General features: G+C 68.8%; 14 protein-coding genes. 9 read left to right on the forward strand and 5 right to left on the reverse strand.

Translation table 11 applies throughout. The features are described 5' to 3' along the window. Positions 1 to 82: 82 nt before the first annotated feature. The 5 genes from ON29_RS03105 to ON29_RS03125 are packed head-to-tail and all read left to right on the forward strand — an operon-like array spanning position 83 to position 4,244. Positions 83 to 1,003 carry a DUF4129 domain-containing protein gene (locus ON29_RS03105; protein WP_040864569.1) on the forward strand — a complete coding sequence of 307 codons (921 nt, stop codon included), beginning with the start codon at positions 83 to 85 and terminating at the stop codon, positions 1,001 to 1,003. Positions 1,004 to 1,037: 34 nt separating this feature from the next. After that, the gene (locus ON29_RS03110) at positions 1,038 to 1,523 is read left to right on the forward strand and encodes a hypothetical protein (protein WP_040864570.1); all 486 of its coding nucleotides are present in this window, start codon (positions 1,038 to 1,040) and stop codon (positions 1,521 to 1,523) included. 29 nt (positions 1,524 to 1,552) lie between these two features. Beyond that, positions 1,553 to 2,515, forward strand: coding sequence for an AAA family ATPase (locus ON29_RS03115; RefSeq protein ID WP_040864571.1), 963 nt, complete (start codon positions 1,553 to 1,555; stop codon positions 2,513 to 2,515). Continuing rightward, positions 2,512 to 3,786 carry a DUF58 domain-containing protein gene (locus tag ON29_RS03120; protein ID WP_040864572.1) on the forward strand — a complete coding sequence of 425 codons (1,275 nt, stop codon included), beginning with the start codon at positions 2,512 to 2,514 and terminating at the stop codon, positions 3,784 to 3,786. The genes ON29_RS03115 and ON29_RS03120 overlap by 4 nt, the downstream gene beginning before the upstream one ends. Further along, positions 3,783 to 4,244 carry a hypothetical protein gene (locus ON29_RS03125; RefSeq protein WP_040864573.1) on the forward strand — a complete coding sequence of 154 codons (462 nt, stop codon included), beginning with the start codon at positions 3,783 to 3,785 and terminating at the stop codon, positions 4,242 to 4,244. The genes ON29_RS03120 and ON29_RS03125 overlap by 4 nt, the downstream gene beginning before the upstream one ends. A 50-nt stretch (positions 4,245 to 4,294) precedes the next feature. Here ON29_RS03125 and ON29_RS03130 read toward each other — a convergent pair whose 3' ends face one another. The 4 genes from ON29_RS03130 to kstD all read right to left on the reverse strand — a co-directional run bounded on the left by ON29_RS03130 (position 4,295) and on the right by kstD (position 9,335). Then, on the reverse strand, positions 4,295 to 4,768 hold the full coding sequence (locus ON29_RS03130) for an NUDIX domain-containing protein (protein ID WP_040864574.1): 474 nt from the start codon (positions 4,766 to 4,768) through the stop codon (positions 4,295 to 4,297). After that, positions 4,752 to 5,447: a hypothetical protein gene (locus ON29_RS03135; protein WP_217999073.1), complete on the reverse strand. Its 696-nt coding sequence runs from the start codon at positions 5,445 to 5,447 to the stop codon at positions 4,752 to 4,754. Before ON29_RS03135 ends, ON29_RS03130 begins: the two co-directional genes overlap by 17 nt. 1,083 nt (positions 5,448 to 6,530) lie before the next feature. Continuing rightward, on the reverse strand, positions 6,531 to 7,397 hold the full coding sequence (gene chsH3, locus ON29_RS03140; protein ID WP_040864575.1) for an enoyl-CoA hydratase ChsH3: 867 nt from the start codon (positions 7,395 to 7,397) through the stop codon (positions 6,531 to 6,533). Between the two features lie 243 nt (positions 7,398 to 7,640). Continuing rightward, on the reverse strand, positions 7,641 to 9,335 hold the full coding sequence (gene kstD, locus ON29_RS03145; protein WP_083863215.1) for a 3-oxosteroid 1-dehydrogenase: 1,695 nt from the start codon (positions 9,333 to 9,335) through the stop codon (positions 7,641 to 7,643). 114 nt (positions 9,336 to 9,449) lie between these two features. Between kstD and ON29_RS03150 the strand changes: the two genes are divergently transcribed. From ON29_RS03150 to dmpG, 4 genes are read left to right on the forward strand one after another with little or no spacing between them, the layout of a single operon-like run. After that, the gene (locus ON29_RS03150; protein WP_040864576.1) at positions 9,450 to 11,072 is read left to right on the forward strand and encodes an FAD-binding protein; all 1,623 of its coding nucleotides are present in this window, start codon (positions 9,450 to 9,452) and stop codon (positions 11,070 to 11,072) included. Position 11,073: 1 nt separating this feature from the next. Beyond that, entirely contained in the window at positions 11,074 to 11,859 is a 786-nt protein-coding gene (locus ON29_RS03155; protein ID WP_040864577.1) for a 2-keto-4-pentenoate hydratase, read from the forward strand. 10 nt (positions 11,860 to 11,869) lie between these two features. Further along, the gene (locus ON29_RS03160; RefSeq protein WP_040864578.1) at positions 11,870 to 12,778 is read left to right on the forward strand and encodes an acetaldehyde dehydrogenase (acetylating); all 909 of its coding nucleotides are present in this window, start codon (positions 11,870 to 11,872) and stop codon (positions 12,776 to 12,778) included. A gap of 12 nt (positions 12,779 to 12,790) precedes the next feature. Continuing rightward, positions 12,791 to 13,828, forward strand: coding sequence for a 4-hydroxy-2-oxovalerate aldolase (gene dmpG, locus ON29_RS03165; RefSeq protein WP_040864579.1), 1,038 nt, complete (start codon positions 12,791 to 12,793; stop codon positions 13,826 to 13,828). Between the two features lie 92 nt (positions 13,829 to 13,920). Here dmpG and ON29_RS03170 read toward each other — a convergent pair whose 3' ends face one another. Next, positions 13,921 to 15,060: a baeRF10 domain-containing protein gene (locus ON29_RS03170; protein ID WP_040864580.1), complete on the reverse strand. Its 1,140-nt coding sequence runs from the start codon at positions 15,058 to 15,060 to the stop codon at positions 13,921 to 13,923. Between the last annotated feature and the right edge of the window lie 111 nt (positions 15,061 to 15,171).

Genomic DNA, 15,171 nt, shown 5'->3' on the forward strand with positions numbered 1-15,171 from the left:
GGCATGTAACTATGTGGCTGTTTTGTGCAGTACTCAGATTTGGTGGTAGCCAGTGGCCCGGGCGCGAGCGCCGATATCGCGCGTGATCGTCCTGATCACGCTGCTGGCTTTTGCCGCCATCGCGCTGCACGGATACATCCCAGGAATTGCCGAAGCCGGGCCGCGCAGGCACATACCGTCCGCTTTGTCGGTCGCGCTCATGCCGGTGCTGCTGAGCGTGTCGATCGTGATCCTGTTGGCGGGGGTGATCGCCAGTCAGCACCGGTTGCCGCTGGCCATGCCCGAGCCGGAACGGGACGACGAGCGCAGGCAGTGGCGTCTGGGCCGGACCGGCCTGGTGGTGCTCGGCGTGCTCGCGCTGCTCGGGGTGCTGCTCGCGGCGGCGTCGGCGATCTACTTCATCGGCGCGGGCAGGCCGAGCGAGCCCGCGCGCCCGGCGGCGCCCGCCACCACCACGGGCGCCGCCCCGGAGCCGGGGACATCGGCGCCGCCCACCGAATACGACCCGAGGTCGGCGGAGCTGACCGGGACGGCGCTGGTGCTGGCCGGAATCGCGGCGGCGGGCTTGGTGACGGTGGCGATGAGCGGTTTGGTCGTGGTCGCGGTGTCGTCGCGGCGCAAGCACGCGCCCGCGGCCGCGCCCGCAGTTCCGGCGGCGCCCACCGTGGCGGACTCGCTGGCACGCGCGGCCGAGATGGGCCTGGCCGCGATGAACGCCCCGGGCCAGGACCCGCGCACCGCGATCATCGCCTGCTACGTCGCGATGGAGCGCGGCTTGGCCTCCGACCGCTCCGCCGCTCCGCTCGCCTCGGACACCCCGATGGAAGTGCTGGCCCGCGCGTTCGAACGCGGCGCGCTGCACGACGCGTCCGCCCGCGAGCTGGTCGCCCTGTTCGAGGAGGCCAGGTTCAGCCCGCACGCCATGCTCGAATGGCAGCGCATGCGGGCCGAGCAGTTGCTGCGCATCGTGCTCGCCGACCTGCAAGGGGAGGTGCCCGCGTGACCGGCCGGGCGAGGAAGGACATCCCGTGAACCGGATGGGGGTGGTGATCACCGGCGTGATCGTCGTCGCGGTGATCGAGTTGGTGGCCGTCGAGCGCGCCCGCGAGCTCCTGCTGATCGTCGCCGGGATCCCGGTGGCGGTAGCGGTGGGCTGGTTGGTCTGGTCGCTGTTCGAGCGCTCCGAGGCCGGGGACGACGAGGTCGAGGACATGGAGAACGGTCCGGCGGAGATGCTGCAACGCTGGCACGCCAGGGCGCAGATGCTCGCCGACCGCGCGGACGGTACCCGTGCCGATTGGGACCGGCACTTGCGTCCGCTGCTGGCCAAGGAGTTCGAGCTCTCCAGCGGCCAGCGAGTGGCGAAGAACCGCCGAGCGGTCGAGGCCGCGGGCATCCACCAGTTCGGGCCCGAATTGTGGCGCTGGGTGGATCCGGCCAATTCGGCCCTTCGTGATCAGACCAGCAGGGCACCGGGACGTGCGGCGCTGGACGAGATCCTGAGCCGCCTGCAGAGAATGTGAAATGGGTTGAGGCAAGTGCGGGTACACAAATGACCATGCCGATGGACGTGACCATCCAGCGCAGCGAGGCCGTGCTCCGGGAGTTGTCCCGGGTCGTGGTCGGCAAGCAGGACGAGTTGCAGTTGATCATGATCGCCGTGCTGTCCGGTGGGCACGTGCTGATCGAGGACTTACCCGGCCTCGGTAAGACGCTCATCGCGAGATCGTTCGCGGCCGCGCTCGGGCTGCAGTTCAACCGCGTGCAGTTCACCCCCGACCTGCTGCCCGCCGACCTGCTGGGGTCGACGATCTACGACATGTCCACCGGCCGGTTCACCTTCCGCCGCGGGCCGGTGTTCACCAACCTGCTGCTGGCCGACGAGGTGAACCGCACCCCGCCCAAGACGCAGGCCGCGCTGCTGGAGGCGATGGCCGAGGGCCAGGTCAGCATCGACGGCGAGACGTTCCTGCTGCCGCAACCGTTCGTCGTGCTGGCCACCGACAACCCGATCGAATACGAGGGCACCTACCCGCTGCCGGAAGCCCAGCTCGACCGGTTCGCCATCCAGCTGCGGCTGGGGTATCTGTCCGAGCAGGACGAGACCAGGATGATCCGCCGCAGGCTGGAGCGCGGCTCGCAGCAGCCGCAGGTCAACCAGGTCGTGGACGCGAACGGACTGCTGGAGATGCGGCAATCCGTCGAGTACGTGACCGTGCACCCCGACGTGGTGAGCTATGTCGTCGCGCTGGCGTCGGCCACCAGGGGGCATCCTCAGGTCGAGGTCGGCGCGAGCCCGCGCGCGGAACTCGATCTGGTGCAGATGTCCCGGGCGCGGGCGTTGCTGCTCGGCCGCGACTACGTGATCCCCGAGGACGTGAAGGCGCTGGCGATACCGGCCATGGCGCACCGGATCACGCTGCGGCCGGAGATGTGGGTGCGCCGCATCCGCGGCGAGGACGTGATCACCGAACTGCTGCGCCGTCTGCCGGTCCCGCGCGCCACCGTGACATGAGGCACCGCGACGCCAGCTCCGCGGTCGACGCCGAATTGCGGTGGCGGCCCGCACCGCTGGTCTTCATGCTCGCCGGGTGCGCGGCGGTGGCTTTGGTGCTCGCGGTGGTCCTCGGCAGATGGCAGCTGCTCGTGTTCGCCGCGCCGCTGCTGGGCGTGCTGGCCACCGCGCGGTTTCAGCAGTCCTCGACGAGGATCCAGGTCGACGGCGGCGGCACGCTGCGCTGTTTCGAGACCGAGGAGGTGCTGCTCACCGTCGCCGCCTTCGTCGAGAAGGGGCACGCGCTGCTGCGCCTGAAACCGCAGATCTGCACCGGGCTGGCGATGCAGGTCGAAGAGGCCAGCGATTCCGGAATCGCGCCCGCCGGGTTGCGGCTCGCGCTCTCGGCGAGCAGATGGGGGCGCTATCCGGTGTCGGTGCGGGTCTCGGCGCTGAGCCCGGCCGGGCTCGCGGTCGCCACCGTCGTACTGCCCGCGGGGCAGCTGTTCGTCTATCCGATCACCGATCCGCAGCGGATGCGTCTGCCGCGCACCGAACTTCCCGAGCGGCTCGGCACCCACCTGACCCGCAGGCACGGGCCCGGCGTCGAGTACGCCGACATCCGCGCCTACGCGCCCGGCGACCAGTTGCGCATCGTGAACTGGCCGGTGAGCGCGCGGCGCGGGCGGCTGTATGTCACCGAGCGGCTGACCAACCGTTCCGCGGACGTCGTGCTGCTGGTGGACACCTCGCAGCAGGCGCCGGGACCGGCCACCGACTCGCTGGAGCTGTCGGTGCGCGGCGCGGCGCAGGTGGTGCAGTCGACCTTGCAGGCGGGCGACCGGACCGCGGTGGTCTGCCTCGGGCAGGCGCCGCGCTGGCTGCGCCCGGACATCGGACGCCGCCAGTTCTACCGCATCGTCGACACCGTGCTCGACGTCGGCGACGAGCACATTCCGACCACCGGCACCCTCGCGCCGCACGCGGCCGTACCGCTCGGTGCGATCGTGGTGGCCTTCTCCACGCTGCTGGACACCCAGTTCGCGCTCGCGCTGATCGACCTGCGCAAGCGCGGACACGTGGTGGTCGTGGTGGACGTGCTGCGCGGCACGCCGTTCCGGGACGACCTCGACCCGATCCTGGCCAAGATGTGGCAGCTCGAGCGCGCGGCCATGTACCGGGACATGGGCACCGTCGGTGTCGACATCGTGGCGTGGCCGGAAGACGCGCGCCTGGACCAGATCATGCGGGCGCTTCCCGAGCACCGCAGGACCGTGCGGGTGCGCCGATGACCAAATTCCTCGCCGTTCTCTCCGGCGTGCTGCTGGCGACGTCGGTGGCGCTGCTGGAGCCGTGGATCGGCGTTCCCGCCCTCGTCGTCGTCGGGCTCGGCTGGTGGCTGCGGCCGCTGGCGGTCTGCGCGGTGCTGCTCGCGCTCGGCGTGCTGGTCATCGCCGACGCGGGTGTGCTCGCCTCCGCCGCAACGGGATTGGTGGCCACGACCTACCTGCTCAACGCCGCCACGGTGACCGCGCCGCACGGCGTGGTGCCCACCACGATCCCGTCGGTGGCCGGGGCGGTCGGCTTCACGGCGGCCGCCGTCCTGGCCGCCCTCGTCCCCCTGCGCCTGGCCTGGGCGCCGCTGGCCGCACCGGTGCTCGTGCTGGTGCTGTACGCCCTGGTGATCCAGGGCGTCGCCGCCCGACGCGGGCGTGGAGATCGGGAACTGGGGCCGTCCGCCGAAGCCTGAGACGTCGTAGGCCGGTAGGCGTTCGTCCGTCTCGGCTGGATGTTTCGCGGTCAGCCCAGATATGGACTCGCGCGCTGTTCGGCGTGGTGCTGCAACCGGAGCCGAACAGTCTCATGTACGGGCAGCGTCTCGAGTTCGTCGAGTCGCAGGAACTCGACAGAGGTCGATTCATCGGACACCGAGATCTCCCCACCGGTCACTCTGCCGTAGTAGACCACTGCGAACTCTTGCCGAACCTCACCGTCCGCGTGTTCGATCACGTGCTCAGGGTCGGTGTAGATACCGAGCAAGCCGGTGATCTCTATGTCCAGTCCGGTCTCTTCGCGGGTCTCCCGAACCGCGCAATCCTCCAGAGTCTCGCCTACTTCCATGATTCCACCGGGGAGAGACCAGTTACCCGAGTCGCCACGGCGTTGCATCAGCACACGCCCGTTCTCGTCGGTCACCAACGCGGAAGCTCCCGGTTTCAGCGAGTTCGGCCGTGGCGCGTTCGGATCTCGGTAGTAGTCACGCCGTGAGCCCATTGGCGAATCCTTGCGTCGTCGAGTACGGGGTGACAGTGCCCCATATCTGTTCGAACTGGTCGGCGAACGATTCGAATATCCCGTGCTGCGACAACCGGCGCAGATACAGCGCCGTGTGCTGGTAGCCACGGGCACGGAACAGGTACGGCGTCACGATCATCTCGGAGTCGAACCGGAACACAGAGTTGTACAGATGGGTCGAGTGAAGTCCCACGGTGCAGCCGGGGGTATCCGCAAGCGGTCCCAGCATCGACAGCGCGTTGCGTATCCGGCCAGGGAGCGTCCCGCCCATCTGCTCCAGCGTGTCACGCTCCATGACGTGATCGCAATCCGGGTCGGCGAAGCCGAGCCGGACCTCGCATCCTGCGCGGCACTTGGCAGCGATGATCTCGGCTGCCCTCGGCAGCAGTTCGAACACGAACGGGTACGCATACCCGATAATGTCGATCCGTTCGGTTGCCTTGTGCACCAACGAAATCCATAGATCATTGGGAATGTCTGCCCGGTGCGCGTATGCGCTGATGACCTCTGCGGTAGCCGGTGCGCCGGATTGCAGGTCCGGTCGTGCCACAGGCCATAGGGTCTCTTCGGCCTCCTGGAGTGCTTCGGCTATCTGAATCCTGGTTCGGCGGTGCGGTACCCGACCGGCAAGCCACCGGTTGACGGTCTTCACGTCCACGCTGGCGATTGCTGCCAGCGCTGCTGAGTCGAGTCCGGCCCTCAGCATCGCGGACTCGAGCCGAGATGTCATACGCACATCTTCCCAAAGGTCCTCCAGGGACGCACGGGACACTTCAGATGTCCGGCAAAACGTCCCCAGCGAAGTTCTGGCGTCCCTTGTTCCTCCCTACTTTGAGACGGTGCTCGGCACAAGGCGATTCGTCCTCGATGCCGAGTGCGAACCCATCGTCAGGGCGGCGGTGAATGCCGTTTGAGCGGGTCTATACGACCGTCTGCCGGACGAAGCCCACCCGAAGCCGGTTTTGAAATCTCAGGGGGTTCGACGTGAGCCACGACTTAACCCAGCGTGTCCCGAGGACGGATGAAGTTCCTCCAGGCCGGTACGAGCCTCCTCCGCTGTTGATGCTGTGGCTCTTCGCGGACGCTATGGCTGACTGGGCCTACAAAGACTCCCCGGGTACGGGTGAACCGTCCCCGTGCCCGGGTGAGAACCAAGCGCAGGGACGAATGTGACTCTGTTACCGAACGATCGGGTCGTTGTCGACCCTGTGCCGTTGTCTCGGTGCCGCTGGTGGAAGACGGCCGACGGCCCACCGAACGGATGGGGGACACTGACCGATGTCCGTTGCCCCGATCGGCTGTTCTGCCTTCACCTGGTCCCGGTCGTCGACGGCCGGATCGGACGGCACGAACGCAGCGACCGACGTCCGTGCCCCTGGTCCGGTTCCCGGATCGAAGACGACCGGCCAGAGGGCATGCGATGAAGCCGAACCCCTCGTACACCACGACGTCCCCGGATGGCTCAGCGTCGGTCGAATGGAAGCTGGTTGGACGCGTAGCGCGTATCGCCCACCTGACGACCGGCGAGACCTCCACTGTGTCGTTCATGCCGTGGCCGGATCTATCGGAGGCTCGGGAGCGCTACCCGCGCCTTGCTGGACTTTGGGACCAGGTTCGACACGACTACTGGGCCGAGATGCTGAACGCTGGAATGCTTCCAGGAGACGAGAGCCCGGCCACGCAAGATGCCTGGCGGACGCGCTCACCCACATGTGGCGCGCCGTCGTGCGAGGGAGACTGCTCAGGCGGGGCCGATCCGTAGGGAGACGTCGCCGAGGACAGGTGCGTCGTCGCGTTCTACTACGGTTGCGGCGATGGTGAGTACGTCGTCCTGCCGCCAGATCCGGGTGCGGATCGTCTCGCCCGGGTAGAGCACGCCTGCGAACCGGGCGCGGAATCCGACGACGCGGCTGGCGTCGGAGTCGAGCACGGTGTCGGTCGCGGTCTTGCAGACGATGCCGTAGCTGCACAATCCGTGCAGGATGGGCGCGGGAAACCCGGCCGCGCGGGCGAATTCCGGGTCGGAGTGCAGCGGGTTGCGGTCGCCGGACATCCGATAGAGCAGCGCCTGCTGCGGCAGCGTCGGCGTGGTGACGTCGAAATCCGGTGCCCGGTCGGGCAATTCCGACTTGGTGCTGGGGCCGCGCTCGCCGCCGAAGCCACCCTCGCCCTTGGCGAAGATCGAGGAGCGCTCGGTCCACAGCGGCGCTCCGTCGGAGCCGGTCACCGTGTGCTCCTGGACGATGACCGCCGCCGAGCCCTTGTCCCAGACCTCGGCGATCCGGCTGACCTTGGTCGCTTTGCCCGCGGCCGGGATCGGCCGGTGCACCTCGACCTCCTGGTGACCGTGCACCACCTTCGCCAGGTCGATCTCGATGCCGGGGAAGCTCACCCGCGGCGGCTCGGTCTCGTGCACCGTCGCCGCCACGGTGGCGAAGGTCGGCAGCACCTGCGGTTCCCGATCGTCGAGATAGCGCAGCTCGGCGGGGTCGGTCCAGCGCGTGCCCGCACCGAGGCCCAGCTGGTAGAGCTGCACGTCCGAGGGGGTCCAGGCGAACTCCCGGCTCGGCAGTTGCGCGCCGAGCGCGATCGTCGGGTCGATGGGCATCAGTTCTCCTTGTGCATGATCGTGGATGGATCCGGCCCGCCCGCGCCGCGAGCGCGGCCGCGCCGGAGTTCAACGGCGCCCGGGTCCGATCCTGCGCTTCCGGGACACCGGCCCGCCAGTGCGTCGTCCGCTCCGCGGGACCGTTCAGCGGCTACGCATCGGCCTGTGGATGGATCGCGGGGCGGGCCGAGCGCATTCCGGCGGGCACTGCCTGCGAGCCGTGGTTCGTACCGCGTTCTCGTCTCACGCCCCCGCGGCGGCGGGCTGGTCCTTCTTGCGCTCGACGATATCCAGCACGGCGAGGTAGCCGAAGGCGATCGCGGGGCCGATGGTGGCGCCGGGCCCGGCGTAGGTGTGGCCCATCACCGGTGTGGAGCAGTTGCCGGAGGCGTACAACCCCTCGATGGCGCTGCCGTCCTCGCGCAGCACCCGCCCGGCGGTGTCGGCCACCAGCCCGCCCTTGGTGCCCAGATCGCCCGGCACGATCTCGGCGGCGTAGTACGGGCCCTCCACCAGCGCGGCCAGGCACGGGTTGGGCCGTACGGTCGGATCGCCGTAGTACCGGTCGTAGTGGCTGTCGCCGCGGCCGAAGTCCTCGTCCTTCCCGGTCTCGGCGAAGCCGTTGAACCGGGTGACGGTCGCGGCCAGCTCGTCGGCGGGCACGCCGATCCTGCCTGCCAATTCCTCGATGCTGTCGGCCTTGACGATGAAGTCGTTTTCCATCCACCGGGATGGAAAACGCTGACCGGGCTGGAGCCCGGCGAAAATGTAGCGGTTCCGGTAGCGCTGGTCGAACACCAGCCACGCGGGGATGTTCTCGCCCGGCCCCTCACCCTGCCCGTACTCGCCGCCGTACATGGTGTGCACCGCCTCGACGTAAGGAGCGGACTCATTTCCGAATCGCTTGCCGTCGGCGTTCACCATGATGCTGCCGGGCAGATTCCGTTCGGCCAGCGCGAACCACGGTTTGCCGCCCTTGAAGATGGTCGGCCCCCACCAAGCGTCCTCCATGAAACCGATGGCCGCGCCCGCCGCCATGCCCGCTTGGATGCCGTCGCCGGTATTGGCGGCCGCGCCGGTGGTCCACTCGGTGGTGATGGGCTGACGCTGGTATTTGGTGCGCATTTCCGCGTTGTGCTCGAAACCGCCGCTGCCGAGGACGACGCCGTAGCGGGCGGTGAAGGTGACCGGCTCGCCCTCGTGCAGCGCGTGGACGCCGGTGACGACGCCATCGGTGACGACGAGGTCGGTCATCGGGGTGTTCAGCAGAAGCGGCACGTTCGCGTCCATGAGCCCCTTGCGCATGCCCGCGATGATGGCCTGCCCCATGCCGACGATGTGCTTGCGGGTGAACTTGGCCCAATAGGTGCGCGCGCCGACGCGCATCGCCCGGAGCATGCCCTTCGGATGACGCCGGATCAGATTGAGCCGGACGAAGTCGGCCTGCATGACCACGACGTTCAGCGGAGCCTTCGCGTACGGCGGCTCCAGGTTGAACCGCTCGTCGCCCAGGATCTTCGTGTCGAACGGCCTGGGCTCGCACGAGCGCCCCTCGGGCCGCCCGCCCGGCGCCTCCGGGTGGTAGTCGGAGTAGCCGGGCACCCACGTCATCTTCAGCGGCGAGTGATCGAGTACGAAGTCCAGCGCTTCGGCGCCGCGATCGATGTAGGTGTCGATCCGTTCGGAGGGCACCACGTCGCCGATGATGCTGTGCAGGTAGGTGCGTGCGTCCTCGCGGTCGTCGGGCCGACCGGACGCGCGCAGCGCCTTGTTGCCCGGGATCCACACGCCGCCGCCGGAGCGCGCGGTCGACCCGCCGTAGTGCGCGGCCTTTTCGATGACCACCACGCTCAGGCCGTTGTGGGCCGCGGTGAGGGCGGCGGTCATGCCGGCGGCGCCGCTGCCGACCACCACCACGTCGTATTCCCGATCAGTCATGTAGAACACGTTATAGAATGGACGCGCCATTGGTCTATGTTGTGTGGCAGAAGACTTGCTCGACGTTCCGTTTGTCGAGGAAACTTGTTTCAGTTTCAGACCGGAGTTAAGGACATGGGCCTCGAATGGGACCTGGCCACCGACGTTGTGGTGGTCGGATACGGCGCCGCGGGTGCGGCGGCCGCGCTGGAAGCGACCGCCGCGGGCGCGCAGGTGCTCGTGCTCGAGCGGTTCGCCGGAGGTGGGACGTCGGCGCTGTCCGGCGGCATCATCTACGCGGGCGGCGGCACCTCGGTGCAGCGGGAGGCGGGAGTCGAAGACACCTCGGAGGCGATGTACGCCTACCTCGAGCGCGAGGTCGGCGACGCGGTGACCCCGGAGACGCTGCGCAAGTTCGTCGACGAGAGCCCGCAGATGATCGAGTGGCTGAAGTCGCACGGCGTCCCGTTCGAAGCCTCGCTGTGCCCGTACAAGACCTCCTACCCCAACGACCGCTACTACCTCTACTACTCCGGCAGCGAGATATCCGGCGCGTTCCGGGACATCCCGGCCGCCCAGCGCGGCCATCGGGTGAAGGGCAGGGGCACCTCGGGCAAGAAGCTCACCGGACCGCTCGCCGCCGCGGCGTCGCGCGCGGGCGTCCGGGTGGAAACCCTCACCCGGGTGACCCGATTGATCACCGACGCGGCGGGCGCGGTGATCGGCGTCGAGTGCAACACGCTGCGTGACGCGCCCGGCCGGATCCGCGACCGCTACACCCGCATGGCGAAGGTCGCGGCCAAGCCGGGCATCTACTACCCGCCGCTGCGGCGGGCGCTGGAACAGCGGCTGGGCCGGCTGGAACGCCGATACGGCAGCACGATTCGCGTTCTCGCGCGGCGCGGGGTGGTGCTCAGCGCGGGCGGATTCATCGCCAATCGCGCCATGGTGCGGCAATACGCGCCCGCGTTCCACGGTGGTCTCGCCCTGGGCACCACCGCCGACGACGGCAGCGGCATCCTGATGGCCCAGCAGGCCGGCGCGGCGGTGGACCATATGGACAACGTCTCCGCCTGGCGCTTCCTGCTCCCGCCCAGTGCCTTCACCGGCGCGCTGCTGGTGGACGCCGCCGGTCGCCGGGTGATCGACGAGACGCGCTACGGCGCCGCGGTGGGCAACGCGCTGATCACCGAGCACGACGGCAAGGGCTGGCTGCTCGCCGACGACCCGCTGATGCGCACCGCGATCGGGCAGATCGGCAAACAGGGCGCCTGGTTCCAGCGCGGACAGTTCGAAACGATGCGGCGCACCGCGATTCGCGCAGCCACCTTGGAAGAGGCCGCCGCGAAGGCGGGCATCGACCCCGCCGGGCTGCGCGCCACGGTCGAGGCGCACAACACCGCGATCGAGACCGGAGCCCCCGATCCGGTCGGCAAGCCGGCGGAGTTCACCAATCCGGTCCGCACCGGCCCGTTCTGGCTGTTGGATGTGGGCATCAAACCGAGCCTGACCAACCCGTGCCCCATGCTCACCCTCGGCGGCGTCATCGTGGACGAGCGCACCGGCGCGGTCAAGACGGCCGAGGGCCATGACATTCCGGGGCTCTTCGCGGCCGGACGCACCGCGATCGGTGTCTGCTCCAGGTCCTACGTCAGCGGGCTGTCGCTGTCGGACTGCGTCTTCTCCGGCCGCAGGGCAGGCCGGTCCGCCGCGGGCGAGCAGGTCTCGGCGCTCGAAAAAGCAACGGAAGGAAACTAGCGTGCTGTCCGACGCGGTACGAACCGAACTGGCCGATGAACTCGAGCGCGCCGAGCGCGAACGGGTGGCGATCGATCCGCTGATCGCCCGCCACCCCGATATCGATGTGGTCGACGCCTACGAGATCCAGCTGATCAACATCCGGCGCAGGCTCGACGCGGGCGCGCGCGTGGTCGGGCACAAAGTGGGCCTGTCCTCGAAGGCCATGCAGCAGATGATGGGCGTGGACGAGCCCGATTACGGGCATCTGCTCGCGGAAATGGAAGTCTACGAGGACGTTCCGGTCGAGGCGGGGCGCTACCTGTTTCCCCGGGTGGAGGTGGAGGTCGGGTTCGTGCTCGGTGCCGACCTGCCCGGCGCGGAATGCACCGAAGCGGACGTGCTCGCCGCCACGGTCGCCTTCGCACCCGCGATCGAGTTGATCGACTCGCGGATCAAGGACTGGAACATCGGCCTGGCCGACACCATCTCCGACAACGCGTCCTCGGCGGGTTTCGTGCTCGGCGCGCAGCGCGTCGCGCCGGAGGACATCGACATCAAGGCCATCGACGCGGTGCTCACCCGCAACGGCGAGGTGGTCGCCGAGGGCCGCAGCGACGCCGTGCTCGGCGACCCGGTGATCGCGGTGGCCTGGCTGGCCCGCAAGGTCGCGAGCTTCGGCGTCCGGTTGAAGGCCGGTGACATCGTGCTGCCCGGCTCGTGCACCCGCGCGATCGACGCCCGTCCGGGCGAGGAGTTCCACGCCGAGTTCGCCGGACTCGGCTCTGTCCGTCTGCAATTCACCTAGGGAGGCTGTCGTGTCCAACGGGACCGTCACCGCCGCGATCGTCGGGTCCGGCAACATCAGCACCGATCTGCTCTACAAACTGCTGCGCTCGGAGAAGATCCAGCCGCGCTGGATGATCGGGATCGACCCGGACAGCGAGGGCCTGAAGCGGGCGCGCGGGCTCGGGCTGGAAACCTCGCACGAGGGCGTGGACTGGCTGCTCGGGCAATCCGAGCTGCCCGATCTGATCTTCGAGGCGACCTCGGCGTATGTGCATCGCGCCGCCGCCCCGCGCTATGCCGAAGCCGGGATCCGCGCCGTCGACCTCACTCCCGCCGCCGTCGGCCCCGCCGTCGTGCCGCCGGTGAACCTGGGCGCGAATCTCGACGCGCCGAACGTCAACATGATCACCTGCGGCGGCCAGGCGACGATCCCGATGGTCGCCGCAGTGTCGCGCGTCGTCCCGGTGCCGTACGCGGAGATCGTCGCGTCGGTGTCGTCGGTCTCCGCGGGCCCCGGCACGCGGGCGAACATCGACGAGTTCACCAAGACCACCAGCCGCGGCGTCGAGACCATCGGCGGAGCGCAGCGCGGCAAGGCCATCATCATCCTGAATCCGGCCGAGCCGCCGATGATCATGCGCGACACCATCTTCTGCGCCATCCCCGACGACGCCGACACCGACGCGGTCGCCGACTCGATCCACCGGATGGTCGCCGACATCCAGCGGTACGTCCCCGGCTACCGGCTGCTCAACGAGCCGCAGTTCGACGAGCCCTCGGTGGTCTCCGGCGGGATGGCCAAGGTGTCGGTGTTCGTCGAGGTGGAGGGCGCGGGCGACTTCCTGCCCCCGTACGCGGGCAACCTCGACATCATGACCGCCGCCGCCACGCAGGTCGGCGAGGTCATCGCCGAACAGATCGTCACGGCCCGGGTGTAAGGAGCTTTCGACATGGCCTACTCAGCAGAACTCGACATCCGCGTCACCGATACTTCGCTGCGCGACGGATCCCACCACAAGCGCCACCAGTTCACCGCCACCGAGGTCCGTGACATCGTGGCCGCGCTCGACGGCGCGGGCGTGCCGGTGATCGAGGTGACCCACGGCGACGGCCTCGGCGGCTCGTCGTTCAACTACGGCTTCTCCAAGACGCCGGAGCAGGAACTGGTCACCATCGCGGCCGAGACGGCGAAGCGGGCGAAGATCGCCGTGCTGATGCTGCCCGGCGTCGGGGTGAAGGAAGACATCAAGATCTCGCAGGACAACGGCGCGTCCATCTGCCGCATCGCCACGCACTGCACCGAGGCCGACGTGTCGATCCAGCACTTCGGCCTGGCGCGCGAACTCGGGCTGGAGACCGTCGGGTTCCTGATGATGTCGCACACGCAGCCGCCGGAGGTGCTGGCCAAGCAGGCACGCATCATGGCCGACGCCGGATGCCAGTGCGTCTACATCGTCGATTCCGCCGGAGCGCTTGTGCTGGAACAGGTTTCCGACCGGGTCGCGGCGGTGGTCACAGAACTCGGCGACGACGCGCAGGTCGGCTTCCACGGACACGAGAACCTCGACCTGGCCGTCGCCAACTCGGTCTACGCCATCCGCGCGGGCGCCACCCAGATCGACGGCAGCGCACGCCGTTTCGGCGCGGGTGCGGGCAACACGCCGGTCGAGGCGCTGGTCGGGGTGTGCGACAAGCTCGGCGTCAAGACGGGCATCGATTTCTTCGCCATCGCCGACGCCGCCGAAGACGTCGTCCGCCCCGCCATGCCGCAGGAATGCCTGCTCGACCGCCAGGCCTTGATGATGGGCTACGCGGGCGTCTACTCCAGCTTCCTCAAGCACGCCGAACGCCAAGCCGAGCGCTACGGCGTCTCGGCCGCCGAGATGCTCGTGCGCGCGGGCAAGCGCAAGCTGGTCGGCGGCCAGGAAGACCAGCTCATCGACATCGCGCTGGAACTGCAACGGGAGAAGGCGACCGTCTCCGCCTGAGCGGTCGAACGCAGCGGGCCGCGAACGAAGCTACCGTTCGCGGCCCCATCTTTATGGCGCTCAGGTCCGCCGTGCCGGCCACAACCCCTCGTCTACGGCAACGGCGGGAGGGGGAAGCGGAGTAGTGCCGCGGCCAGGTGTTCCTTCAGTTCGGTGTCGGCCTTGATGTGCCGGACGGAGCCGCTCTCGTCGATGACGCTCTGGGCGAGTTCGTCCAGGATGTCCTCGGTCGGCCGGGGCCGGTCGCCCGACACCGGGCACTCGTCGCCGGACAGGCCCAGCCAACCGCAGCTGTCGCAGACCACCCCGTTGACCATCGCGCCGTCCTGGATGAGCAGGGTGTCCACCGCCTTGGCGGTAGCGGCCCGCAGGCAGTTCGCGACGTCCACGACGGCCGGGTTGCCGGTGGCGATTCGCTCCAGCACCTCGCCCACCCGGCGGACATCGACGTCCCGCTCGTAATGCGTCACGATCTCGCTCGCGTTCTGTTTCACCTCACCGACCGTCGCCGAGCCGGTGTCGATGGTGAACGTGCCGCCGACGCGCTCCCGGAGTTCGCGCGGCAGGGTGTCCACGAAGCGCGGTATCTCGTCGCGATGGCCACCCACCGCGAGCAGGTCGTAATCGTCCTCGGCGAACATCTCCGCCAACTCCGCCGCCGTATGCCGGTAATGCTTCTTGAGCAGCTCGTCCGCCTTGTGGTGCACCTTGTTCTCGAGCCGGTTCGCCGCGTAGTTGTGATCGCGCAGCGTGGGATCCCGGATCTGGCGCGCCTCCTCGATCTCGTCGGCGAACAGCTCCCACACCGCCGCGGTCGCCCGGTCCACCACCGCCACGCAGCAGCGGGCGTATTCCTCGAGCACGGCCAGCAGCGGCCGGGTCCAGGCCACCGCGTCCACTACGACTCGGTCGTGAACGGCGTGCGGAAGTTGCACCGCCTCGAACATGTTCTTGCCGCCACAGGCGAACATCGCGACCGCGCCCGGCTGCCAGATGTCCGACTGGACGGTTTCGCGCATTCGCTCCAGGTCGTCGCGGACCGACAGCCTGGCCGCATGGTCCGACGACTTGTCCTTCACCACCGGGTTCACCTCGTCCGCCATGCTGTTCACCCGGCTCACCAGCCCCGAGCGCTCGCCCGGATCCACCGGAACGTGCGCGTACATAGATACGACGGGAATGCCGTCACCGTCCATCCGGCGTATCCGTCCGATCGTCTCGGCTGTGATCATCGCTCCTCGCTTCCAGCGTGGTTCCCACGGGCCTCGGTCTGCGGCGCTTCGTACACCACGGTGTCGAACTGGGCGGGGCAGAACCTCCAGAACGCCCAGACGACTCGCTCG

Source organism: Nocardia exalbida NBRC 100660, from assembly GCF_000308575.1.
Taxonomy (GTDB): domain Bacteria; phylum Actinomycetota; class Actinomycetes; order Mycobacteriales; family Mycobacteriaceae; genus Nocardia; species Nocardia exalbida.

Excerpts from the sequence above, each read along its gene's own strand:
- kstD (WP_083863215.1), bottom strand. The coding sequence starts at position 9,335 with ATGACTGATCGGGAATACGACGTGGTGGTGGTCGGCAGCGGCGCCGCC.
- dmpG (WP_040864579.1), top strand. The coding sequence starts at position 12,791 with ATGGCCTACTCAGCAGAACTCGACATCCGCGTCACCGATACTTCGCTG.
- chsH3 (WP_040864575.1), bottom strand. The coding sequence starts at position 7,397 with ATGCCCATCGACCCGACGATCGCGCTCGGCGCGCAACTGCCGAGCCGG.
- ON29_RS03125 (WP_040864573.1), top strand. The coding sequence starts at position 3,783 with ATGACCAAATTCCTCGCCGTTCTCTCCGGCGTGCTGCTGGCGACGTCG.
- ON29_RS03115 (WP_040864571.1), top strand. The coding sequence starts at position 1,553 with ATGACCATGCCGATGGACGTGACCATCCAGCGCAGCGAGGCCGTGCTC.
- ON29_RS03130 (WP_040864574.1), bottom strand. The coding sequence starts at position 4,768 with ATGGGCTCACGGCGTGACTACTACCGAGATCCGAACGCGCCACGGCCG.
- ON29_RS03150 (WP_040864576.1), top strand. The coding sequence starts at position 9,450 with ATGGGCCTCGAATGGGACCTGGCCACCGACGTTGTGGTGGTCGGATAC.
- ON29_RS03170 (WP_040864580.1), bottom strand. The coding sequence starts at position 15,060 with ATGATCACAGCCGAGACGATCGGACGGATACGCCGGATGGACGGTGAC.
- ON29_RS03120 (WP_040864572.1), top strand. The coding sequence starts at position 2,512 with ATGAGGCACCGCGACGCCAGCTCCGCGGTCGACGCCGAATTGCGGTGG.
- ON29_RS03110 (WP_040864570.1), top strand. The coding sequence starts at position 1,038 with ATGGGGGTGGTGATCACCGGCGTGATCGTCGTCGCGGTGATCGAGTTG.